19 protein-coding genes and 1 other annotated feature are annotated in these 22,426 nt (G+C 38.9%); of the genes, 15 read left to right on the top strand and 4 right to left on the bottom strand.

Annotation, left to right across the window (positions count from 1 at the left end; translation table 11 throughout):
• Together thiI and LQZ75_RS08200 are read left to right on the top strand one after the other, a co-directional pair.
• Positions 1-1,218, top strand: coding sequence for a tRNA uracil 4-sulfurtransferase ThiI (thiI, locus tag LQZ75_RS08205; RefSeq protein WP_230097346.1), 1,218 nt, complete (start codon positions 1-3; stop codon positions 1,216-1,218).
• 353 nt (positions 1,219-1,571) lie between these two features.
• Positions 1,572-2,498, top strand: coding sequence for a hypothetical protein (locus tag LQZ75_RS08200; protein WP_230097345.1), 927 nt, complete (start codon positions 1,572-1,574; stop codon positions 2,496-2,498).
• A 45-nt stretch (positions 2,499-2,543) separates the two neighbouring features.
• Here the strand turns inward: LQZ75_RS08200 and LQZ75_RS08195 are convergent, their stop codons facing one another.
• Together LQZ75_RS08195 and LQZ75_RS08190 are read right to left on the bottom strand one after the other, a co-directional pair.
• Positions 2,544-3,173 carry a copper homeostasis protein CutC gene (locus LQZ75_RS08195; protein ID WP_290368225.1) on the bottom strand — a complete coding sequence of 210 codons (630 nt, stop codon included), beginning with the start codon at positions 3,171-3,173 and terminating at the stop codon, positions 2,544-2,546.
• A gap of 149 nt (positions 3,174-3,322) precedes the next feature.
• Positions 3,323-4,342, bottom strand: coding sequence for a lactonase family protein (locus LQZ75_RS08190; protein ID WP_230097343.1), 1,020 nt, complete (start codon positions 4,340-4,342; stop codon positions 3,323-3,325).
• A 230-nt stretch (positions 4,343-4,572) separates the two neighbouring features.
• On the opposite strand from LQZ75_RS08190, the gene LQZ75_RS08185 reads away from it, so the two are divergent.
• The 4 genes from LQZ75_RS08185 to LQZ75_RS08170 are packed head-to-tail and all read left to right on the top strand — an operon-like array spanning position 4,573 to position 9,353.
• A complete protein-coding gene (locus tag LQZ75_RS08185; RefSeq protein WP_230097342.1) occupies positions 4,573-5,424 on the top strand; it encodes a methyltransferase domain-containing protein in 852 nt (283 codons plus the stop codon).
• Between the two features lie 23 nt (positions 5,425-5,447).
• Entirely contained in the window at positions 5,448-6,185 is a 738-nt protein-coding gene (locus LQZ75_RS08180; protein WP_230097341.1) for a hypothetical protein, read from the top strand.
• Between the two features lie 34 nt (positions 6,186-6,219).
• A complete protein-coding gene (gene trmL, locus LQZ75_RS08175) occupies positions 6,220-6,735 on the top strand; it encodes a tRNA (uridine(34)/cytosine(34)/5-carboxymethylaminomethyluridine(34)-2'-O)-methyltransferase TrmL (protein ID WP_230097340.1) in 516 nt (171 codons plus the stop codon).
• A 59-nt stretch (positions 6,736-6,794) separates the two neighbouring features.
• On the top strand, positions 6,795-9,353 hold the full coding sequence (locus LQZ75_RS08170; protein ID WP_230097339.1) for an FtsK/SpoIIIE family DNA translocase: 2,559 nt from the start codon (positions 6,795-6,797) through the stop codon (positions 9,351-9,353).
• A 26-nt stretch (positions 9,354-9,379) separates the two neighbouring features.
• On the opposite strand, the gene LQZ75_RS08165 is transcribed toward LQZ75_RS08170, so the two are convergent.
• Positions 9,380-10,876 carry a PH domain-containing protein gene (locus tag LQZ75_RS08165; protein ID WP_230097338.1) on the bottom strand — a complete coding sequence of 499 codons (1,497 nt, stop codon included), beginning with the start codon at positions 10,874-10,876 and terminating at the stop codon, positions 9,380-9,382.
• Positions 10,869-11,345, bottom strand: coding sequence for a PH domain-containing protein (locus tag LQZ75_RS08160; protein WP_230097337.1), 477 nt, complete (start codon positions 11,343-11,345; stop codon positions 10,869-10,871). Before LQZ75_RS08160 ends, LQZ75_RS08165 begins: the two co-directional genes overlap by 8 nt.
• A 148-nt stretch (positions 11,346-11,493) precedes the next feature.
• Between LQZ75_RS08160 and LQZ75_RS08155 the strand changes: the two genes are divergently transcribed.
• From LQZ75_RS08155 to smpB, 9 genes are all read left to right on the top strand, one after another.
• Positions 11,494-11,994 carry a thiol peroxidase gene (locus tag LQZ75_RS08155; protein WP_230097336.1) on the top strand — a complete coding sequence of 167 codons (501 nt, stop codon included), beginning with the start codon at positions 11,494-11,496 and terminating at the stop codon, positions 11,992-11,994.
• A gap of 32 nt (positions 11,995-12,026) precedes the next feature.
• Positions 12,027-12,252 (top strand) — a binding site (T-box leader).
• A 46-nt stretch (positions 12,253-12,298) separates the two neighbouring features.
• Positions 12,299-14,959 carry a valine--tRNA ligase gene (locus LQZ75_RS08150; protein WP_230097335.1) on the top strand — a complete coding sequence of 887 codons (2,661 nt, stop codon included), beginning with the start codon at positions 12,299-12,301 and terminating at the stop codon, positions 14,957-14,959.
• 140 nt (positions 14,960-15,099) lie between these two features.
• Entirely contained in the window at positions 15,100-16,008 is a 909-nt protein-coding gene (locus LQZ75_RS08145; protein WP_230097334.1) for an ABC transporter ATP-binding protein, read from the top strand.
• 8 nt (positions 16,009-16,016) lie between these two features.
• The gene (locus LQZ75_RS08140; RefSeq protein WP_230097333.1) at positions 16,017-17,624 is read left to right on the top strand and encodes an ABC transporter permease; all 1,608 of its coding nucleotides are present in this window, start codon (positions 16,017-16,019) and stop codon (positions 17,622-17,624) included.
• Between the two features lie 12 nt (positions 17,625-17,636).
• On the top strand, positions 17,637-18,191 hold the full coding sequence (locus tag LQZ75_RS08135) for a DNA-3-methyladenine glycosylase I (protein WP_230097332.1): 555 nt from the start codon (positions 17,637-17,639) through the stop codon (positions 18,189-18,191).
• Between the two features lie 83 nt (positions 18,192-18,274).
• The gene (gene secG / locus LQZ75_RS08130) at positions 18,275-18,514 is read left to right on the top strand and encodes a preprotein translocase subunit SecG (protein WP_230097331.1); all 240 of its coding nucleotides are present in this window, start codon (positions 18,275-18,277) and stop codon (positions 18,512-18,514) included.
• Positions 18,515-18,713: 199 nt separating this feature from the next.
• On the top strand, positions 18,714-19,457 hold the full coding sequence (locus LQZ75_RS08125) for an alpha/beta hydrolase (protein ID WP_230097330.1): 744 nt from the start codon (positions 18,714-18,716) through the stop codon (positions 19,455-19,457).
• Between the two features lie 24 nt (positions 19,458-19,481).
• Positions 19,482-21,884, top strand: coding sequence for a ribonuclease R (gene rnr / locus LQZ75_RS08120; RefSeq protein ID WP_230097329.1), 2,403 nt, complete (start codon positions 19,482-19,484; stop codon positions 21,882-21,884).
• A 26-nt stretch (positions 21,885-21,910) separates the two neighbouring features.
• On the top strand, positions 21,911-22,369 hold the full coding sequence (gene smpB, locus LQZ75_RS08115) for an SsrA-binding protein SmpB (RefSeq protein WP_230097328.1): 459 nt from the start codon (positions 21,911-21,913) through the stop codon (positions 22,367-22,369).
• The last annotated feature ends 57 nt before the right edge of the window (positions 22,370-22,426 follow it).

Genomic DNA, 22,426 nt, shown 5'->3' with positions numbered 1-22,426 from the left:
TTGGAATATACAGAAATTATGGTTCGCTACGGTGAACTGTCAACCAAAGGGAAAAACATCAAAGATTTTATTAATCGGTTAGGTTCTAACACGATTCGGGCTTTACATGATTTTCCAGAAGTTCACGTTTATCCAAAACGTGACCGGATGCACGTTGTTTTGAATGGGACTGATCCAGAACCAATCATGAAACGGTTGAAGCTTATCTTCGGAATTCAGACTTTTTCACCCGTTGTGCAACTCCCAAAAGATATTGAAGTGGTTAAAGAAACAGCCATCACTATGATGCGTGAACAAGTTAAACCAGAAATGACTTTCAAGGTCAGCACAAAACGTTCAGATAAAGAGTTTCCCATGGATACGAATGCTATTAACCGTGAAGTTGGTGGGGCCGTATTTGAAGCATTTACAGAATTAGCGGTGGATGTTAAAAATCCTGACGTTGAAATCTTAGTTGATGTTCGTCAAAACGGTATTTTCATTTCATCTGAAACGATTAAAGGAGCTGGTGGTTTCCCAGTTGGAACGGCTGGTAAGGGGATGATGATGCTTTCTGGTGGAATTGATTCACCAGTGGCAGCTTACCTTGGAATGAAGCGCGGAGTGGACATGGAAATGGTCCATTTCTTTAGTCCACCATATACAACAGAACAAGCTTTAGCTAAATCAAAGCAATTGACGGAAGTGCTCTCACAATCAGTGGGGGCAATCAAGTTTATTCAAATTCCATTTACTGAAATTCAAGAAACGATTAAGGAAAAAGTTCCGGAAGGTTACTTGATGACGATTCAACGTCGTTTGATGCTCCGTTTGAGTGTCGCAATGGCTGAACAACGTGGTGGGATGGCAATTTTTAATGGGGAAGCGCTTGGTCAAGTGGCTTCACAAACCATGGAATCAATGATGGCCATCAATGATGTGACAACGATGCCGGTTATTCGGCCAGTTGTTTCAATGGATAAAACTGAAATCATTAAGGTTGCCGAAGAAATTGGCACGTTTGATCTTTCTATTATGCCGTTCGAAGATTGCTGTACTATTTTTGCGCCACCTTCACCTAAGACACGACCAAACTTAGAAAAAGCACGCCAATTCGAACAATTAATTGATGTTGAAGGATTAATGGAACGTGCTTTAGCTGGTACTAAAATTGTGACGATTAAACCGGGTGAAAACTACTTAAATCCAGATGAAGATATTTTTGCGGAATTATTGTAAAAATACCTTTGCATAATTAAGATTAATGTGATATCATAATTGTTATGCGATGAGTCGAGAATAACCAGCTGGTTTTACCGGTGCAAGTAATTGCCTAGTGGTTTTCGAAGGCAGGGCACATATACCACCGAATTGTGGGTGCTTGTTAAGGGGATTGTGGAATCTACCTTTTCTACTCATGACTACACTAATTTATTAGTGGAGTACTGCCGTGACGGAATTAGAAATAATTCCCCGGGCTTGACCGGTTATTCAAGCAAAATGCCAAATCGAGCTGTAGGGTAATCCTACAGCTCTTTTCTTTTGTCCCAAAATGACTATAATGGTATTTAAACATTTCTAGGAGTAGTAAGATGCGTAGTGGTGGTAAAGCCCAAACTAAGAAAATAATCCAACAAAAACAACGGGTTAGACAACAACAAACACATGAATTAGCCCCGTTTGATGCCGTAAAGTTTCACGAATTTATGCGTGTCCGTTGGTACTTAACAACCAATCAAGTTTTAACCGTTTATCAGCGAAATTTAAGCGAGTTATGGCTAGTAACTTTACTTGATATGATGATTAACCAACGACCAATGGCAGCTACTAAAGTACAGTCTTTAAATACACATGAACTCATCACTGAAAGTTTAAAGCACCTCCAAGGTTTTAAATATCAACACTTTTTAACGTTATTAGATTTGGCACCACGATTATTTAAATTTCTGAAACGAGAATTAGCAGTTAATCCATATTTTGTTTTAGATGCGATGCCAGATAAAGCTGAATTTACCGGCATGGTAGCCAGGGTATTAGCGCAAAATTTAAGTTACAGTCAAGGATTCAGTAATCAATTGACTAACCAGTATACAGCTTTATTTTTACCAGCTGACCAACTTGATTTAGCAACAATTAGTGAGTTATATCGAGGACAAACAACAATCCCGGTAAACGCAGAGCAAGCTAAGGCTGATTTAGCCACGTTGAGTACGTTAAAAACAGCATTAACGGCTAAGCTTTCGCAGACGGATACAAACGCATTTGCTTTGAGAGCTATTTGTAGCGATGCAGCGTTTTTGACGGCGCTTAGTCATCAAAGTGTCGATGAATTATTACTTAGTCCGTTTGCCATTATCCCAAACAGTTGGCAGCCGACTAATGAAACCTTACTTGGCATTGGTCATCAAATTGCAACTATTGTATCGACGAGTGAAATCAGTAATGCATTTTCGGCTGAGACTTGGCAACAGTTTGATGGCGTATTGGCGGTTGCAGCGCTGAATAGTTTAGTTAATTAAAAAACGACAAGGTGTTAGTTAAGCACCTTGTCGTTTTTTATATTATTAATCAACAATTTTTGTCCCGTGGACTTGATAAACGGTTAATGTTTTAGCAATGGTTTCGTAGTTTGCACTCGTAATACCACCAGGTAAGATACCAATATGGTTAGCAGCATGTGCAAGGAGTTCTTTTAAGTGGTTGATATTGGCATCAATTGGAGTTGCTAAGTCACCACCGTGGGTTAAAATACGTTCAACGCCGTGGTCTGTTAGCCAGTCGATTGTGTGAAGTTGTTCTTCATGATCAAGCGCATCAAAGGCCATGTGCATGGTGATCGTCATACCACCAGCAGCAGCAATCAAATTTTCCATGGCATCTTCATCGAGGGTGTTTTCATCAGTTAATGCCCCAAAGGCAACCCCATCAGCACCTAATTGTTGCGTTTCAAGAATATCGGCTTCCATAATTTTAAGTTCGATATCATTGTAGACAAAATTACCACCACGGGGACGAATCATAACTGTAATTTCTTTATCGTGATCATGGACGTATTGGATTGCTTCTGCAATCATCCCCTTTGATGGTGTAATACCACCAGCTGCTAAATCTGCATTAAGTTCAATGCGATCAGCTCCATTTTGAATAACGCGGACAAGGTCAGGGAAAGTTGCCACGACGGCTTCTTTAATAATTGCCATATTAAAACTCCTGTTCATTTTCTTAGTTAGATAATTGTATCAAAAAATTGAAAGAACACCAAATTATCTAGAGATGATTTGGTAAGTTGCTATCTTTAGACAGTAAAAACGAATCTGTATCACCAGATTCGTTTTTATTAATATTATTCGAAGTGAACACGGACACCTTCTGGTAATGCAAAGTCTTTTTGGACCAAGCTCAATTTACCAGTTGTAGCATCACGGCTAAGTAAAGATACGTTATCAGTATCTTGGTTAGCGACAACAATGAATTCTTCAGTGCTGTTAAGAGCAAAGTCACGAGGGAATTCACCTTCAGTACTGATTGTTTGAATTAATTCGGCGTGACTACCAGCTTCGGTAATTGCGAAAACAGCAATTGAGTTGTGGCCACGATTTGATGTGTAGACAAATTTACCATCGCTAGTTACACGAATTGCAGCGGTACCATTAAATTCAGTCCAATCAGCTGGGAGCGTTGCAACGGTTTGTTCAACATTAAAACTACCATCAGCTGAATTGTAAGTTAAGACGCTTAATTTAGATGAAAGTTCACCAAGTAAGTAGGCGTGCTTACCATCAGGACTGAAACGAATGTGACGAGGTCCAAAACCAGGTTCCGTTGTTAAGGTCGCAGCATGGGTTAATTTACCTGAATCTGCTACATCGTAAGTGTCAACACGATCAGAACCAAGGTCAACTACGACAAGACGTTGATCAGGTGTTAAACCAGTGAAGTGGACATGGGCAGAGCCTTGTTCAGGACGAGGACCGTGGCCTTCATTTTTAATTGAATCAACTAATTCAAGACTGTCACCATTAATTTTTAGGACTTCAGTCAAACCAATGTGGTAGTAACCAGCATAAACAAGTTGACGGGCTTCATCAACAGCAACATAGGCTGGTGCTGCTTCAAGCATGTGGTCAGAAAGCTTAGTTGCTGGTCGGGTTGTGTTATCTAACACAAAAACCCCACCTTGATCACCATGCTTATCAACACTGTAAAGCTTACCTGCTTTTGAGGTTGTAAGGTAAGTTGGATTACCAACCTTAGCAACTAAAGTCGCATTCGTTAATTCGCGTTTTTCAGTGTCAAGAATGGCTTCATAAATACCTTCAGACGTCTTTTTTGTGTATGTACCAAAGAGAATTTTTTCTTGCATCGTAATTGTGCCTCCAAAAAATTTTAGTTATAACGATAACGCTTTCATTATACCAGAAAAGTAATTATAATTGCGGGTTTCATAAATATCATGTTAAAAAAATGAGACCCCAGATAAGTCATTTTTTAAAAAATTTTTCCTAGTTAAAAAATATTAAAACTAATCGTGAGATGCTAATAAGCATGGAATAATGTATACTTAATAATGGAATTTAAGCAAATGAGGTTATTATGAAAAAAATAGACAAAGGACGTAAATTTGTCCAAGACAATTTGGCCTTGTTCCAATGTCCAAACTGTCAGGCGCCATTTATAAATGTCGTTGAAAATACGGTTAGCTGTGCTAATCAGCATGCTTTTGATTTGTCAAAAAAGGGGACATTATACTTTTTAAATCATGCCGTAAATACTGAATACGATGATGCTATGTTGGTTTCACGGCGCAAAGTATTAACCGCGGGTTTGTTTGATGGGATTGTTACGGCAGTAGCCGCCGCCTTACCAACAGATAAACAAACCATTTTAGATGTTGGGACTGGTGAAGGGACACCGTTTGCTAAGTTATTGGCCCAACGTGATAATATCGATACAGCTTTAGCATTTGATATTAGTAAAGCTGGGGTTAATCTGGCAACGCAATTAGAAACCGATGCTTTTTTTGCGGTTGCTGATTTAGCACAATTACCATTTGCTGATGCAACTTTTTCAAGTGTTGTGGAATTTTTTTCGCCTAGTGCATACGCAGAGTTTAATCGGGTTATTCAACCTAACGGAACGTTAATTAAAGTCGTGCCTAATCATTTTTATTTACGTGAATTACGTGAAATGCTTTATCCGGCAGGATCAAAGCACCATACGTATGATAATCAGCAGGTTGTTGATTTATTTATGCAAAATTATCCCAATACTGAAATTAGAGATGTTACTTATCAATGGAACATCCCCGCAGATTTATATGCTGATTTATTACACATGACTCCATTACATTGGGGTGCTCGTCCAGAAGCTCAACAAATGGCTGAAAATACACCTTTGACATCTATTACAGTGGATGTTCAATTATTAATTACTAAGTTTGATTAAACATATTGATGGAGGAAGTTGACATGATAAAAAAAGGACCGGATATGCTGAAAGGAACTCTTACCCGGCATGAGCGGGAGGCTGCTGCTATTGAGGCTGCTGCTCATAAAAAGCGGCGTACTCGCGCACGCATAATTGGCGTGCTAATTGGGATTGTAGTTGTGATTGTAATTGCAATTGGTGCCGTTATTGGCTTAAACCTTACACATAGTCACAATAAGGCAGCAGTTAGTCAAGCAACAAGTAAAGTGGTTACGAAGTCAGCCACAACAAGTAGTATGGCATCTTCAAGTAGCCAAGTACAACCAAGCAATCTTTTTGGTGATGCGGCGACTGAAATCTCACCGGTAAAATATATTAAAGAAATTTACGGTAAGACCGATGTACTATACTTAATTGTCGGTGATAGTAAAGATCCACGAACACAACAATTAGCCCAAGCGTTTAAAGATGATCACAATACTTTACATGCTCAAGTGCCGGTTTACTTTATCGATGCTAACAGCTTCTTACAAGGAAATGATGCAAAAGAAAAAATTGCGACATTGCAATTGTTAAATGGCCTTGGATTAGCAAAGGTTACGGGTAAGAGTGTGCCATCAGAAGTTAAATTTACAAGTACATTGTATGCTAATAAGTTGACTGATGTTGATGGTAAAAAAGCGTATACTAGCTATACTGCCGATGAAAACACCTTTACTGATCGGAATGCCCTCCAATCATTTTTATCAGCTGCCAACGATAAGCTTGGCATCAAGTAACAAATTAACTATTTAAAAAAGGAAATTAAAATTAATGAAAAACCATATTGTTTTATTTGAACCTCTTATGCCAGCTAATACTGGAAATATTGCCCGTACATGTGCCGGTACTGATACTGTCTTACACTTAATTGAGCCACTTGGCTTTTCAACTGATGACAAGATGATGAAGCGGGCGGGCCTTGATTACTGGGACAAGGTTGAAATCAAGTACCACAAAAATTTACCGGCATTCGTTGAATCACTTGGTGAAAATGATCGCCTATACTTAGTTTCAAAATTTGCGGAAAACAGTTACCACCAAGTAGACTATACAAACGAAGATTTAGACTACTATTTCTTATTTGGTAAAGAAACAACTGGATTACCAGAACCATTTATGCGTGCTAATCCTGAAAAGGCCATTCGCATCCCCCAAGATGATGAAAATATTCGCAGCTTGAATTTAGCTAACTCTGCAGCGATTGTTATCTATGAAGCATTGCGTCAACAAGATTTTCCTAACTTGGAAACAACGCACTTGTACGAAAACGATAAATTGAAGGATTAATATAGCTCGTGAACGCGCCTGATTTTTTTAGGCGCGTTTATGCTTGAAAGGAGGTTAGCATGCCAGCCAGAAAACAAACAACTACAACACCTCGTAAACGAAATACGACTAAAGCCAAGCCGAAAGCTAAACCACGTACGAGTAGTACGAAAAGTGAAGTTTTTATGTATCGTAATAACTTAATTGGTGTGGCCACGGTCTTTGTCTTATTATTAGCGATTTTAAAAGCCGGTGAACTTGGCTTACTCTTAGCGAATGGGTTACGTTATGTTGTCGGAAACTCATACCAAGTTTTTGCTAGTTTTTTAGCAATTTTATTTTTATATTTTGCGGTTTACGGTAAATGGGTGAATCTAAAAGGACGGGTTTATGTTGGCTTTGGTTTGACCTATTTAGGAGTCTTAGTCTGGCAAGCATTAGCATTTTTTACTAATGCTAATGTGCATAGTGGTAGACTAACGGTTTTAAGTAATGTCATTAAGTCTGATATGGTTAATCATCTTGCTCAAAGTGATATTGGTGGTGGGGCGATTGGGACTTTAGTTTATCAATTATTTGAACCGCTAGTCGCTAACTGGGGAACAATTGTCATTGCCTTAGGGTTGATAATTGCCGGTATTATTGTGCTATTTGATTTACCATTGCAAAAGACGCTAGGCATTTTCTTTAACAGTTTAGGTATTTTTGGACATAAGACAGCTCAATCAGCCCAAAAAGTTAGTGAGGAACTGCAAAAGCGGACTGAGCAAATTAAGACGGAACTTGAAGCAACACGTGAAGCGGAGCGACAAGCCCGAATTGATAATATTTTAGACCAAGATTTATTTCCAGCTACGAAACCATTACCAACACCTAAAGCAATGGCACCAGATGATAGCGGGACAAAAGGTGCCCCTAAAATAGTTGAGCCTAAAATCTCAACGTTTGATGTGAACCAATTAGATCAATCACTTGATCCGGTTGAACCATTAAGCGAACCGGTAATACCACAAATTAAAACGAATCAAGCCCCTGAAGCCGTTGTTGAAGCTGCAGTTGTGCCAACCACTGATTGGACATCTAAGCCGGCTAAAACCCCAATAATTGATGATGAATTTGACTTACCAACTGATACTGGCACGAATACTGTGCAACCACCAGTCCCAACAATGGCGGCGGCTAAAGAAGGTGGGTTTGATGAACAAGCTTATCAGTTACCATCAGCCAATTTATTAGATCAAGTTAAACAAACGGATCAATCGGCGGATTATCAACAAATTAAAGAAAAGTCACAGATTCTGCAACAAACCCTTAAATCATTTAATATCGATGTGACGGTTGAATCCGTGGCTTTAGGACCAACCGTAACGCAATACGAAATTAAACCGGCCATTGGGACGCGCTTATCTAAAATTACCGGTTTGGCGCAAGATTTAGCTTTAGCTTTAGCTGCTACGAGTGTCCGAATCGAAGCCCCAATTCCAGGGAAGTCATTAGTTGGAATCGAAGTGCCTAATGCGCATCAAGCGATGATTGGGTTCCGAGATGTCTTTGAAAATGCCCCCCAAGATGAGGAAGGGCAACTTGAAGTGCCTATTGGGCGTGGCATTACCGGTGAGGTTGTAACTGCTGATATCGGTAAAATGCCCCACTTATTAATTGCCGGTCAGACTGGTTCTGGTAAATCAGTCGCTATTAATGGGATTATCGCTGGTTTATTGATGAAAAATAAACCAAGTGATTTGAAAATGGTGATGGTCGATCCTAAGCAAGTTGAATTATCAATTTATAATGATATTCCGCACTTGTTAACGCCAGTCGTGTCTGATCCACGTAAAGCCGCCCGCGCATTACAAAAAGTGGCTAAAATCATGGATGATCGTTATAAATTACTTGCGACCGTTGGTGTGCGGAAAATTAGTGAATATAATAAGCAAATTGAAGCTTACAATGGTGAGCATCAGACGGGATATGTCAAGATGCCATATATTGTCGTCGTCGTTGATGAAATGGCTGATTTGATGATTCAAGTTAAATCTGAAGTTGAACAACCAATTATTCGGATTGCTCAATTGGGCCGGGCAGCTGGGATTCATATGATTTTGGCTACTCAACGACCAACAGTTGATGTTATCACCGGATTGATTAAAGCCAATGTGCCATCACGGATTGCTTTTGCGGTGGCATCTGGAATGGATTCACGGACGATTTTGGATAAAAATGGTGCGGAACAATTGCTTGGGCATGGTGATATGCTGTTTGAACCAAGTGGTAAACCATCTCAACGGGTTCAAGGGGCCTTTATCTCTGACCGTGATGTTAATAATTTAGTTGATTTCATCAAAGCCCAGACTACAGCTGATTACGATGATTCAATTACTGAAGAAATTGAATCTGAAACCGATGGTGGTGACGGTGATAATGGTGCACCGGCTCACGATATGCAATGGGCGGATGTCCTAGAGTTTATTGTGCGTGAACAAAAAGCCTCAACGTCATTATTGCAACGGCGGTTTGGCTTTGGTTATAATCGAGCAGCGCGAATTATTGACCAACTCGAAGCAGAAGGTTATATTGGACCAAATAATGGCTCAAAGCCACGCGAAGTATACTTGCAATCACTAGAAGATGCTAAATAAAAAACAGACGCCCCGGCGTCTGTTTTTTATTTGTTTTCAGCTATAACTTGGTCGGTGTACCATGCGTGTAATTTTGCATTTTCATTAGTCTCTAAGTAGCGCAATGTTAGCCGTGCAGCATGACTCCCTTCACGAATGACAAAATCTAAATGATGGGTAGTTCCTTTGACCATAAAAATTGATTGGTGATGATTAATACTTTGCAATTTGTGAGCCCGTAACAAAAAGATTTTTTTAGTCATGAAGACATTTGTTTGGATGTTTAATTGGTCAGCTGATATCGCATATTTAGTCTCTGCATTATCTAGCCATGCCCAAATGGTAATACATACAGCAATTAGGATCACGGTCATAATTACAGGAACATACCACCCAAAATACCATGGGATGATGCCTAAAGGTAACCAACAGAACCACAACCAACCCACCCGCCAGAAGTTCCAGAAATGGGATTTAGGATTATCACGGCTTAATTTATTAAAATCAAAATCATATTCAGGTAATAATTCGTGTAAGACACTTGGCAATGAGCGATGATCAATCACAGGAATTAAGACGAGTGATTGGTCATTGGCATCTTCTAGTTTATTGGAACCAGAGATGAATAATTTGACGGTATATAACTTAAATAACCGGCGTAAAAATGATTGTTCAATCGTGATACCTTGAATTTTACGTTGATCAAAGTGCACAGTTGTTTTATTCAAAAAACCTTTACTGATAGCAAAAGAATTTTTATTACGAGTGACTACGTGATGGTAATAGCGATTGATGATTTGTAATAAACTGACTAGCATGCCAAATAAGATGGCAAGAATTGCTAAAAGAATAATAATAACAATAGAACTTTTAACAATGGTCGTATTAGCGGTATCTAGAAGATCTTTTGGAACAAATTCATTAAGTCTAGAATATGCTAATAGTAAGACTGAGATACCTGGTAAGATTCCCAATGATGTTAGGCCATAAATCAATAAATCATGCATATTGATCTGATAGCTAATTTCATTTGTTGTTGGTGTTGTCGCTATCGATGTACTTGTCGGTGCAACCGAATTAGGGTAGAGAACTTCAACGTGCGGTTGAACTTGTTGATGATGCTTCCGGGTGTTTTCAATTTCATCAGCGGCGTTGAGTGAAAGTGCGGTGAGAATAACTGGTTTGTCATCTTGACTAGCGGTTTCAATTTTTAATTGAACTAGGTGGAATAACTGCATATACCATGGCTGAATGCGTTCAATTGACTGAATCCGATTATATGGAATATGGCGGGCTTGTTTATTAATAATCCCGGTCTTAAAAGTAAATTCTTGGGGCTCTAATGTATAGGTAGTGATTATATAGTTAATGATTGGTCCCAAAATATTTAATAAAATTACCACGATAAATAATCCCACGATAAGCCATAAAGGTAACTTGAATTGATTAGCGATAATCATAATTAGCACACAGGTCCCAATTAGATCGAACAGGCCAGAAACAATTGAAATGGGGATTAGTAGCCAGTGTAAATGTTTAGGCATTTTCTTCCCTAGCCTTTCTTGCCGCAGTAACAATTTGGTTACGCAATGTGTTAGCCTCATCCTCCGTGATCCCAGCAATTGAAAAACCATCGGCAGCTGTTACGACTTTGAGTTCTTTTAAATGAGCAAATTGCAAGAGGGGGCCTTGTTCTAAATCAACATTTTGAATTCGATTAATTGGAATGGTTTTTTGTTGCCGAATGAAAAACCCAGATTGAATAAAGACAAAATCATTATTGATCTCGTAACGCCAAAAACGGTAATAATAAGGAATAAGGGCTAAATTAATTAAATAGATTGCGCAAATAATTGCCGCAATTCCGAGAATATACGGGGTGCTAATGGGCCAAAAACGTTGACTAAAGTACCAGGCGCCACCACTGATAGCTAATAAGATAACAAGCCCAATTAACTTACTGACAAGCCAGACTGAAATTATTTTTTTAGGAAGTGCTTTTGTTTGTGTCATGACGACTCCTTTCTTGTTAAAATTTATAAAATGATAACATATGTTTATTTAAAAACCAAATTAACATCGAGTGCATTTAGATATTGTCGTTTGTTTCCTCAACGTGTTAAAATTTAATTAATCTAAATTACAAATGAGGTGGATACACATGGACATTTTCGTAGGTGAAGATAAATTTCAAACAGTTGGTGAACCAGTTTCAGTAGGAATGGAATTACCACACTTTAAGTTGGTTGATGCACAAGGTAACAAAGTTAAGACGGCAGACTTATTAGGTAAGGTTACTTTGATTAGTGTTGTACCAAATATTGAAACTGATATTTGTGCTTTACAAACTAAGCACTTTAACACTGTGATTGATAAATACAGCGATATTAACTTTATTACTGTATCAACTAACACCGTTGAAGAACAAACTAAGTGGTGTGCAGCAGAAGGTGTTGAAAACATGAAGATGCTTTCAGATAAAGAAGAATCATTTGGTTACGCAACTAACCTCTTTATTGAAGCAACTGCATTCGATGCCCGTACAATCTTCATTATTGATGAAAACGGCCAAATCGTTTACCGTCAAATCGTCGAAATTACTGGTAACGAACCAGATTACGCTGACGCACAAGCTAAGTTGGATGAAATTTTAGCTAAATAAGTAGTAGCGGATATTTTTTGAAAATGTTAATATAAAATGCAATGAAGTAAGAGGATTAGTAAAAATTCCTAATTTTAGCGACAAGGTGGTTGGTGTGAACCTTGATAGGAACTTACGAAGGTAGCTTACAATGCATCTGATTCTGAACTAATAGTAGGAATTAGCGGTTTAACAACCCGTTAATATTGTTAGAGTGGACCCTCAATTATTTGAGCGGTCAATTCAGGTGGTACCACGACTTTTACAGCCGTCCTGATTGCTAAGATGCAATCGGGACGGTTTTTTATTTTAGAAAGGGATTTTTATGGCAAAAGATATCGATATGTCAACCAAATATGACCCAACTTCTGTTGAAGCGGGTCGTTACCAAGCGTGGAATGAAGCAGGGTTATTTAAACCATCCGGCGACAAAACGGCCCACGCATATTCTGTTGTGCTCCCACCACCTAACGTGACTGGTAAGTTACACTTAGGTCACGCCTGGGATACAGCTTTACAAGATATTATTGTGCGTCAAAAGCGGATGCAAGGTTTTGATACAGTGTGGGTACCAGGAATGGACCACGCCGGAATTGCAACGCAAGCGAAAGTTGAAGCCCGTTTACGTGAAGAAGGTGTAACTCGTTATGATTTAGGCCGTGAAAAATTCATCGACCAAGTGTGGTCATGGAAAGATGAATATGCTTCAATCATTAAAGCCCAATGGGGTAAATTAGGTCTTTCACTTGATTACTCACGGGAACGGTTCACCCTTGATGAAGGACTATCAAAAGCAGTGCGGAAAGTCTTTGTTGACCTTTACAATAAAGATTTAATCTACCGTGGTGAATACATCATTAACTGGGACCCGCAAGCACGAACAGCCTTATCAGATATCGAAGTTATTCACCAAGATGACGAAGGCGCTTTCTACCATGTTAAGTATCCATTTGTTGATGCTGATGTAACTTACGATGGTAAAAACTACATTGAAATTGCTACCACACGTCCTGAAACAATGATGGGGGATGTGGCAGTTGCTGTGCACCCAAGCGATGAACGTTACAAGGATTTGGTTGGTAAGAAAGTTATGTTACCACTTGCTAATCGTGAAATTGAAATTATCGCAGATGAATATGTTGATCCTGAATTTGGAACTGGGATGGTTAAAATCACACCAGCGCATGATCCAAATGACTTCTTAGTTGGTAACCGTCACAACTTAGAACGGATTAACACGATGAACGATGATGCGTCTATGAACGAAAAAGCCGGTAAATACAACGGTATGGATCGCTTTGATGCGCGTAAAGCGATTGTAGCAGATTTAGAAGATCTTGGTTTAATGCTTGAAATTGAACCAATTGTGCACTCAGTTGGGCACTCAGAACGGACCGGGGTTCAAGTTGAATCACGCCTTTCAACGCAATGGTTCGTTAAAATGAAGCCACTTGCTGAACAAGCATTAGATATGCAAAAGGGTGAAGACCGGGTTGAATTTGTACCTGCACGTTTTGAAAATACCTTCACTAGTTGGATGGATGATATCCATGACTGGGTTATCTCACGTCAATTATGGTGGGGTCACCAAATTCCAGCGTGGTACAACAAAACGACTGGGGAAACTTATGTTGGTGAAGAAGCGCCTAAGGATATTGAAAACTGGGAACAAGATAATGACGTGCTTGATACGTGGTTCTCAAGTGCCTTATGGCCATTTACAACGATGGGTTGGCCAGATCTTGATGAAGAAGACTTTAAGCATTACTTCCCAACATCAACCTTAGTTACTGGGTATGACATTATCTTCTTCTGGGTTGCGCGGATGATGTTCCAATCTAAGGAATTTACTGGTCGTCGACCATTTAAAAACGTCTTGATTCACGGTTTAATTCGTGACGAACAAGGCCGTAAGATGTCTAAATCCCTCGGTAACGGGATTGACCCAATGGACGTGATTGAAAAGTACGGGGCTGATGCTTTACGTTGGTTCTTATCAACTGGTTCAACGCCTGGACAAGATGTTCGTTTTTCATACACGAAGATGGACGCTGCTTGGAACTTCATTAACAAGATTTGGAATGCGTCACGTTACGTAATCATGAACCTTGATGAAAATACCAAGCCGGAATTACCAGCGACTGAAGACTTAACATTAGCTGATAAATGGATTGTTTCACGCTTACAAGCAACAATCAAACAAGTTACCACAATGTTTGATAAGTTTGAATTTGGGGAAGCTAACCGGGCTCTTTACAACTTTATCTGGAATGATTTCGCTGACTGGTACATCGAAATGACAAAGGAAACTTTAAACGGGGATGATGCTCAAGCCAAAGCGAATGTGCAAAATACTTTGGCGTACGTCTTGGATCAAACATTACGCTTGCTCCACCCAACAATGCCATTTGTAACTGAAAAGATCTGGTTATCAATGCCACACAACGGGGAATCATTAGTTGTTGCGGCTTACCCAACTTATGACGAGACATTAGCTAACCCAGTTGCTGAAAAGCAATTCCAAAGCTTAGTTGACTTAATTACGGCTGTACGTAACATTCGTAGTGAAGCTAATGCTGCTATGTCAACGCCAATTGACTTGTTAATCAAGACTAACGATGCTGACTTACAAACAATTTTCAATGAAAATGCCGATTACATTAACCGCTTTGCACATCCAAAAGATATGCAAATTGGGGCCGATGTAGTGGCACCTAAGTTGGCAATGACCCAAGTTATTACGGGGGCTGAAATTTACGTCCCACTTGCTGAATTGATTGATATCAAAGATGAAATTGCCCGCCTTGAAGGGGAAGTTAAAAAGCTACAAGGTGAAGTAAAACGTGGTGAAGGTAAGCTTGGTAATGAACGTTTCGTTAACAATGCACCTGAAGACGTGGTTGCTGAAGAACGCCAAAAACTTGCTGACTGGCAAGAAAAATTAGTTATTACGCAAGCGCGTTTAACTGAATTGCAAAACGCCTAAAGTTATTAGCATAATTTAAAAAGACTGTGAAAATTTTTCGCAGTCTTTTTTGCTAGGAATTACATCTGGTTAATGCTTTGTTATCGAATTAAAATGTTAAAATGATATATATATTTAGGATATGTATTAAGGGGGGGATATTGATGGTACCGATTATTGAATTAAAAGATATTACAAAAAAATTTGGTAAGTTTACGGCTTTGAAAAACATTTCGTTTCAAATTAACTCTGGGGAAGTTTTAGGCTTTATTGGCCCAAATGGTGCTGGGAAATCAACAACAATTCGAATTTTATTAGGAATTTTGCGAGCTGATTCTGGGACGGTAAAAATTTTAGAACAGGATGCTTGGCAAAATAGCGTAGCCGTTCACCGACAAGTGGCATATGTCCCAGGCGATGTCTATTTATGGCCAAATTTAACTGGCGGGGAAGCAATCGATTTATTGCTCAAGATGAATGGTGGTCAGCACACGGAACGAACCGAGGAGTTGATTACTAAATTTGGGCTAGATGTACGTAAAAAAGCACGAACTTATTCGAAAGGTAATCGCCAAAAAGTGGCGTTAGTTGCAGCATTATCAATGGATGTGGCATTATACATTTTTGATGAACCTACTTCTGGGTTAGATCCCCTAAATGAAGCAACTTTTCAAAAAGAAGTTTTAACACTAAAAGAACAAGGAAAAAGCGTGCTGTTATCAAGTCATATTTTGTCAGAAGTTGAAAAAATATGTGATCAAATTGTGATAATTCGAAATGGTGAAATTGTCGAAAGTGGTTCATTATCACAAATGAGGCATTTAACCCGTACCAATCTTCGCGTTAAAACTAGTCAACCAATTACTGATATTCAATTGCAAGTCAAGGTGATGAACCTTATGCAGCAAGCCGATGGTACGGTTACCATGACAATTGATCAACAAGAATTATCAGCTGTAATGGCATATTTAGCTCAAAAAGGTATCATTAGTTTGGTAAGTACGCAACCATCTTTGGATGAGTTATTTATGGAATATTATCAAGATGCCAATGATGCACGAAAGTATTGAGGTTAATCATGAGAAAAAATAACTTCAGCAAACTTGGATTATTAATTAAATTAAATTTAAAACGAGATTGTATAAAAATAACACTATGGATTGGGATTATTACGATCTTAATAATTGGTATTGCAAACAAATTTAGTACGATTTATAGTAATCAAGCCGCATTAGATACAATTGTAACTACGCTTAAGAGTCCTGCAATGGTAGCGATTATTGGTCGTTTTAGTGGGCCCGCTACGTTGGCAAATGTATTCGGTAATGAACTGTTAACATTTATGGCACTGTTGTGTAGTATTTTTAATATACTGACTATTATTAAAAATACTCGTGGCGATGAAGATGCCAATATAACAGAATTATTGATTGCTCGTAATGTCGGTCGACTTGCGCCAACAATGAGTAGCGTTGTTGAATTGTTAATAACTGATATGCTCTTAGTCATTTTGGTAGGAAGTGGTCTTTCAGTAATAAATTTAGCTGGGAACAATATTACTGGTAATTGGTTATTTGGTATTGGCATTGGCATTATGGGTTTGGTGATGGGCTTATTGGCGGTGATTATGGCCCAAATTTTTAGTAATGCTGTTAATGCTAGCATTGCAAGTTTTTTAATTTTGGGTTGTATGTATGTTGGACGTATGATTACTGATAATTTTGCAGTAAAATGGTCATGGCTTTTTCCGATTGGTTGGCTCGGAAAACTTGGAATCTATCACGAAAATAATTGGTGGCCAATATTATTTTTAGTCCTCCTAGCACTAGTTTTTTTATGGCTTGCGTTTCGCTTAATTCAAATACGCGATATCGGTAGTGGTTTAGTTGCCCCAAAAGAAAGTCAAGCGCGAGCAAATAGATTTTTACAAGGGGAATTTAGTTTGCTTGGCCGATTGTTGGCTCCGATGATTGTGATTTGGGCTGGAGCCTTATTGGTTTTGGGTAGTGCATATGGAGCAGTATTTAATTCAGTTGGTAATATTGCTAAAGCTAATCCAACAATTGCTAAATTAATTGGCACAGCTGCGGTTAAGACCGCTAATTTAAATTTAACACGGCACTTTTTGGCGTTAATCATTGTAGTCATAGCCATTATAGCGACAATTCCCGCTCTACAAATTATTAATCGGTTGGTTACAGATCAACATAAAGGTTATATTGAGTTGGTCGCAACTCGGGCGGTTAGCCGTACAAAAATCTGGGTTAGTTATATTGGCTGGAGTTTACTTAGTGGGACTGTAATTTTTAGTATGGGAACCATTGGCTTGGCGGTCACTGCACAGACTACAATGCGGGTGCCATTAAGTTGGCATGATTTTATGGTTTGTTTTTTTGGTTATTTAATAGCAATGCTGTTGATAATTAGTTCTGCAGTCGTTTTGACAAGTTGGATACCTCGTTGGCGAATCTTAATGTGGGGCTGGTTAGGATTTAGTTTTTATGTAGTGTATTTGGGTAAATTATTAAATGTTCCACACTGGGTAGTAAAAGCGTCACCATTTGGGATGCTTGGACAACTACCATTGAATAAAATAGATGGAAGTACAGTATGTATGATGATTGTGGTTTCTTGTGTGATGCTGCTAGTCAGTTGGTGGAAATTTCAAAAACAAGATTTAATCTGAGAGGAGAACTATATGCAACGCTGCCAATGGATTGTTGGACAACCAGATTTTTATGTTGATTATCATGATCATGAATGGGGGCGCCCAGTATATGATGACCAAGCATTATTTGAAGTTTTGGTGCTTGAATTATTTCAAGCGGGTCTAAGCTTTAAAACGATATTGAATAAACGAGCTAACTTTCGTACGGCTTTTGCTAATTTTGATATTGAAAAAGTGGCTCACTTTACGGAAAGTGATGTTGAACGGTTAATGCAGGATGCGGGGATAGTCCGGCATCGTGGTAAAATATTAGCCGTCATCACAAATGCCCAATGCATTTTACAATTACAAGCAAATGGGCAAACATTTGCAGATTTTGTTTGGCAATCTGTGGATAATACACCTATTGATCACCAAATTGAGCAACTTTCAGATATTCCTGCAAGTTTACCAGCAGCAGTGGCGTTACAAAAAGATTTGAAAAAAACGGGCTTTAAATTTGTCGGTGGTAAAACAGTCTATGCTTTCATGCAAGCCGCCGGATTAGTAAATGATCATCAAATAGCCTGTGCCTTTCACGGCTAACAATTTTACTAGCTTAACGCCTTCAATTATGTTAAAGTATACGGTAGATTGTCATTTGAAATTTATAAACGGAGGCCACAGACGTGTACGATATTTTATTAATTGCATTATTAGTAATTAGTGTGTTAATTATTATTGCGGTAATGATGCAACCATCTAAACAACAAGATGCATTAAATGCATTGACTGGTGGAGCCGGTGAATTATTTGCTAATCGCAAGGCTCGAGGATTTGAAGCCGTTATGCAACGGGCAACTGCAATCCTTGGCGGATTATTTTTCGTAATTGCATTAGTTTTGGTTTATTTATCAGCTCATAAATAATTACAATGTTAATCCCCAGGTAGTTCGTTACCCGGGGTTTTTATATATAATGTTCTTGTAGTAATGTTATTGCTGGCCTTGATGCTTTTTATGAGCTTATACAGTTGATAAAAGGTGTTAAGTAGCAAACATGACTACTAGAACAGAAACAGTGAGTTGAATTAGATCATAAATAAGTTTTGAATATGGGGATAAGTTTATGTATCAAGCACCAAAATCATTTTTCTTTGCAAACGGACAGGCGACCAAAGCCGTCGTAATGTTTCATGGGTATGCGGGTTCAACTAATGATATGCGGATGTTAGGCCGCTATTTACAGCGTCATGGGTATGCTGTTTATTGTGCTAATTTTGCTGGCCATGCTACTGGTGAACCACGTGATATTTTAACCAAAAGTATTGATGACTGGTTACAAGATGCGCGTGATGCCGTTAGTTATGTCCGTGATCGTGGTTACAAAGATATTGCGGTTTGTGGCCTTTCATTAGGAGGCCTAATTGCTACATGGATGCTAGCCGAATGTCGGGATATTAAGACCGGTATTGCAATTAGTGCCCCATATATCATGCGTGTTTCGGAACATTTTTATGATCAATTTATTTATTACGCCAATTTAACTTATCAAGCACAAGTAGTTGATACAGCAACAATTGCGATTAACGATCGTGCTTTACGGCAAGCAGTACCCAAACAAGTTGCTGAAATTACCCATTTGTCAGAAATGGTGAATAAGCGGACTCGAGATATTCATCAACGAATCATGATAGCTCAAGGTGAAGCTGATGATATGCTTAATTTAGGTAGTGCGGCGACTTTTGCTAGTCAGTTGCCAATAGAACCAATTATTAATTATTATGCTAACGCGGGGCATGTTTTAACAGTTAATGAAGCCCATCATGCATTAGAGGCAGATATTTTACATTTTTTAGATGACAATCTGTAAAAAATGTTAAGAAAGAGGAATTATATGAACGAACAAACTTTGCAAGCGCAATTAGCAAGCTTTTTAAAAGCTAACCACACTCAAAGCTTTTCGGCGCAAGTACTTACAGATGGACTTCGTTTGGACGATGCAAATGCATTTACCAAAGTAGTTCAAGCATTAGCTCAATTAGAACGAGACGGGAAAGTGATTGTTAACGAAGCAAGTGAATTTACTTTTGCACCCGAAAATCAAAAAATGGGTATTTTCCACGGTAATGAAAAGGGCTTTGGTTTTGTTAAATACGATGAAAATGAACTAGATGTATTTATCAGTCCAGCCAATACCTTGAATGCCCTTAATGGCGATGAAGTCGCTATTGAAATTACTCGTAAATCAACTGATCCTAGCCGTGGACCAGAAGGTAAAGTTACGGAAATTATGACCCACCACTATGAAAAAGTGGTGGGTCAATTTAGCCTTGGTTCAAACAAACCAGGCATTATCGGTTCAATTAAGTTAACTGATAAAAAGATTTTGACATATGAATTTTTCGTTACGGATGCTGGTTTAACACCTCAAGATGGGGAAGTGGTTACTGCCGACATCGTTACTTATCCAACGGCCGAAAACCCTAAAGAAATTTATGGTGTCGTAACCGAAGTTATTGGTTTCAAAGATGAACCTGGGATTGATATCTTACAAATTGTCTACAATCACGATGTGCCACACGAATTTCCAGCCGAAGTTTTAGAACAAGCCAAGGCAATCCCAGATCACGTCTTGGATTCTGAGAAGGCTGATCGAGTTGATATCACTGATCAAACATTAGTGACTATTGATAGTATCGAATCAAAAGATTTGGATGATGCCGTTGTGGTATGGAAATTACCAAATGGAAACTTCCACCTTGGAGTTCACATTGCGGATGTTTCAAACTATGTTGTTGAAGGTACACCTTTAGATGCTGAGGCTTATAACCGGGGAACGTCAGTTTACTTAACTGACCGTGTTATTCCAATGTTGCCTCGTAACATTTCAAATGGGATTGCTTCTTTGAACCCAGGGGTTGAACGTTTGGCAATGTCAGCGGATATGGAAATTGACCATAATGGGGAAGTTGTTAACCACAAGTTGTACACTTCTGTTATGAAGTCACATGCCCGCATGACATATAAAGCCGTGAATAAGATTTTGACGGATCAAGATGCCGATACACGTGCGGAGTATCAAGAATTAGTGCCAATGTTTGAAGCCATGGAAGAGTTACACTACATCATGGTTGCTAAGCGTAAGCGGCGTGGGGCTATTGAATTTGATGCCCCTGAAGCCAAAATTATTGTTGATGAAAATGGTAAGCCAACCGATATTGAATTACGTGAACGTGGTTTATCAGAACGCATGATTGAATCATTTATGTTGGCTGCTAATGAAACGGTTGCCGAACACTTTGACCGCTTACACGTGCCATTCCTTTACCGGATTCACGAAACACCAGATGGTCAACGGGCCCAAAGTTTCTTTGAATTTGTGCAAGCTTTAGGCCACCCAGTTAAAGGTGATCCTAACAAGTTATCACCTAAGTTATTCCAAAATATCTTAGGTGAGTTAGCTGAAACACCTGAAGAACGTATGGTGTCAACAATGATGCTTCGTTCAATGAAACAAGCTAAATACTCTAACGAACCAGTTGGGCACTTTGGTTTGGGGGCTGAATACTACACCCACTTTACTTCACCAATTCGTCGTTACCCTGATTTGACAGTTCACCGTTTAATTAAGTGGTACGAAAAGAATGAGCTTGGCGAAGAAGCTACGGCGAAGTATCGTGATAAATTAGCCCAAATTGGTGAAGATACTTCACAAAAGGAACGCCGAGCAGTTGATACTGAACGGGATACGGATGCAATGAAGAAGGCTGAATTTATGGAAGAACACGTCGGTGAAACATTTGACGCTGTTGTTTCATCAGTCTTGAAGTTTGGGATGTTTATCTCACTTGAAAATACCGTTGAAGGTTTGATTCATATTTCAAACATGACCGATGATTACTACCAATATATCGATTCACACATGGCCTTAGTTGGTCGTCGTAGTCACCGTATTTTCCAAATTGGTCAAAATGTTAAGGTCCGCTTGGTGCGGGTTGATAAAGCGCAAAGTGCCCTTGACTTTGTTTTAGTTGATCCAAAGAGTGCCCCAACAACAACATTACGTGCTCCAGAGCCACAAAACAACGGTAACAACCGTGGTGGTAAACGTCGACCAAATGATCACCGCAGTAGCAACAAACCTGGTAGTAAGCCAGGTAATGCTAATAAAGGTGGTAAGTTTGGCGGCAAGTTTGGTGGTAACCGTGAAAAATTCGGTGGTGGCGGTAAAGTCGGTGGCCGTGGTCAAAAAGGCCTTGGTCGCCGGAAACCAACTAGTCCAACACGGGGTTCATAATTAATTATTAAAAGGAGGAGTCGCTTATGGCCCATCAGCTAAATGACGCTCTTGCTAGTAATAAAAAAGCCCGTCATGAGTATTTCATTGAGGAGACTTATGAAGCGGGGATGGTTTTAACCGGTACCGAAATAAAATCTGTTCGTGCTGGTAAAATTCAAATTGCCGATGGTTATATTCAAATAAAAAACGGCGAAGCTACTTTGTTAAACGTGCATATTGCACCTTTTGAACAAGGAAATCGCTTTAATGTTGATCCATTACGCCCACGTAAATTACTTTTACACAAAAAAGAAATTAGCAAACTCGTTAAAGCTACCCAAGCAACTGGGATGACAATTGCCCCTTTAAAAGTGTATCTAAAACATGGGTATGCCAAAATTTTAATTGGGGTTGCTAAGGGGAAACATGAATATGATAAGCGCCATGATTTAAAGAAACGGGAACAAAACCGTGAAATTGAGCGCGTATTGAAACATCGCTAATATTACGAAATATATCAAAAAATGCTATTTCCAAATGGAAATAGCATTTTTTATTAC

Source organism: Periweissella fabaria (assembly GCF_918814575.1).
GTDB lineage: Bacteria > Bacillota > Bacilli > Lactobacillales > Lactobacillaceae > Periweissella > Periweissella fabaria.
Note: the sequence above shows the minus strand (reverse complement) of the source record. Positions and strands in the feature narration are given on the sequence as shown.

Coding starts and splice junctions, on each gene's coding strand:
- LQZ75_RS08135 (WP_230097332.1), top strand. CDS start 17,637: ATGCAACGCTGCCAATGGATTGTTGGACAACCAGATTTTTATGTTGAT.
- LQZ75_RS08125 (WP_230097330.1), top strand. CDS start 18,714: ATGTATCAAGCACCAAAATCATTTTTCTTTGCAAACGGACAGGCGACC.
- LQZ75_RS08150 (WP_230097335.1), top strand. CDS start 12,299: ATGGCAAAAGATATCGATATGTCAACCAAATATGACCCAACTTCTGTT.
- LQZ75_RS08190 (WP_230097343.1), bottom strand. CDS start 4,342: ATGCAAGAAAAAATTCTCTTTGGTACATACACAAAAAAGACGTCTGAA.
- LQZ75_RS08185 (WP_230097342.1), top strand. CDS start 4,573: ATGAAAAAAATAGACAAAGGACGTAAATTTGTCCAAGACAATTTGGCC.
- LQZ75_RS08160 (WP_230097337.1), bottom strand. CDS start 11,345: ATGACACAAACAAAAGCACTTCCTAAAAAAATAATTTCAGTCTGGCTT.
- LQZ75_RS08180 (WP_230097341.1), top strand. CDS start 5,448: ATGATAAAAAAAGGACCGGATATGCTGAAAGGAACTCTTACCCGGCAT.
- LQZ75_RS08200 (WP_230097345.1), top strand. CDS start 1,572: ATGCGTAGTGGTGGTAAAGCCCAAACTAAGAAAATAATCCAACAAAAA.
- trmL (WP_230097340.1), top strand. CDS start 6,220: ATGAAAAACCATATTGTTTTATTTGAACCTCTTATGCCAGCTAATACT.
- LQZ75_RS08165 (WP_230097338.1), bottom strand. CDS start 10,876: ATGCCTAAACATTTACACTGGCTACTAATCCCCATTTCAATTGTTTCT.
- smpB (WP_230097328.1), top strand. CDS start 21,911: ATGGCCCATCAGCTAAATGACGCTCTTGCTAGTAATAAAAAAGCCCGT.
- LQZ75_RS08155 (WP_230097336.1), top strand. CDS start 11,494: ATGGACATTTTCGTAGGTGAAGATAAATTTCAAACAGTTGGTGAACCA.
- rnr (WP_230097329.1), top strand. CDS start 19,482: ATGAACGAACAAACTTTGCAAGCGCAATTAGCAAGCTTTTTAAAAGCT.
- LQZ75_RS08140 (WP_230097333.1), top strand. CDS start 16,017: ATGAGAAAAAATAACTTCAGCAAACTTGGATTATTAATTAAATTAAAT.
- LQZ75_RS08170 (WP_230097339.1), top strand. CDS start 6,795: ATGCCAGCCAGAAAACAAACAACTACAACACCTCGTAAACGAAATACG.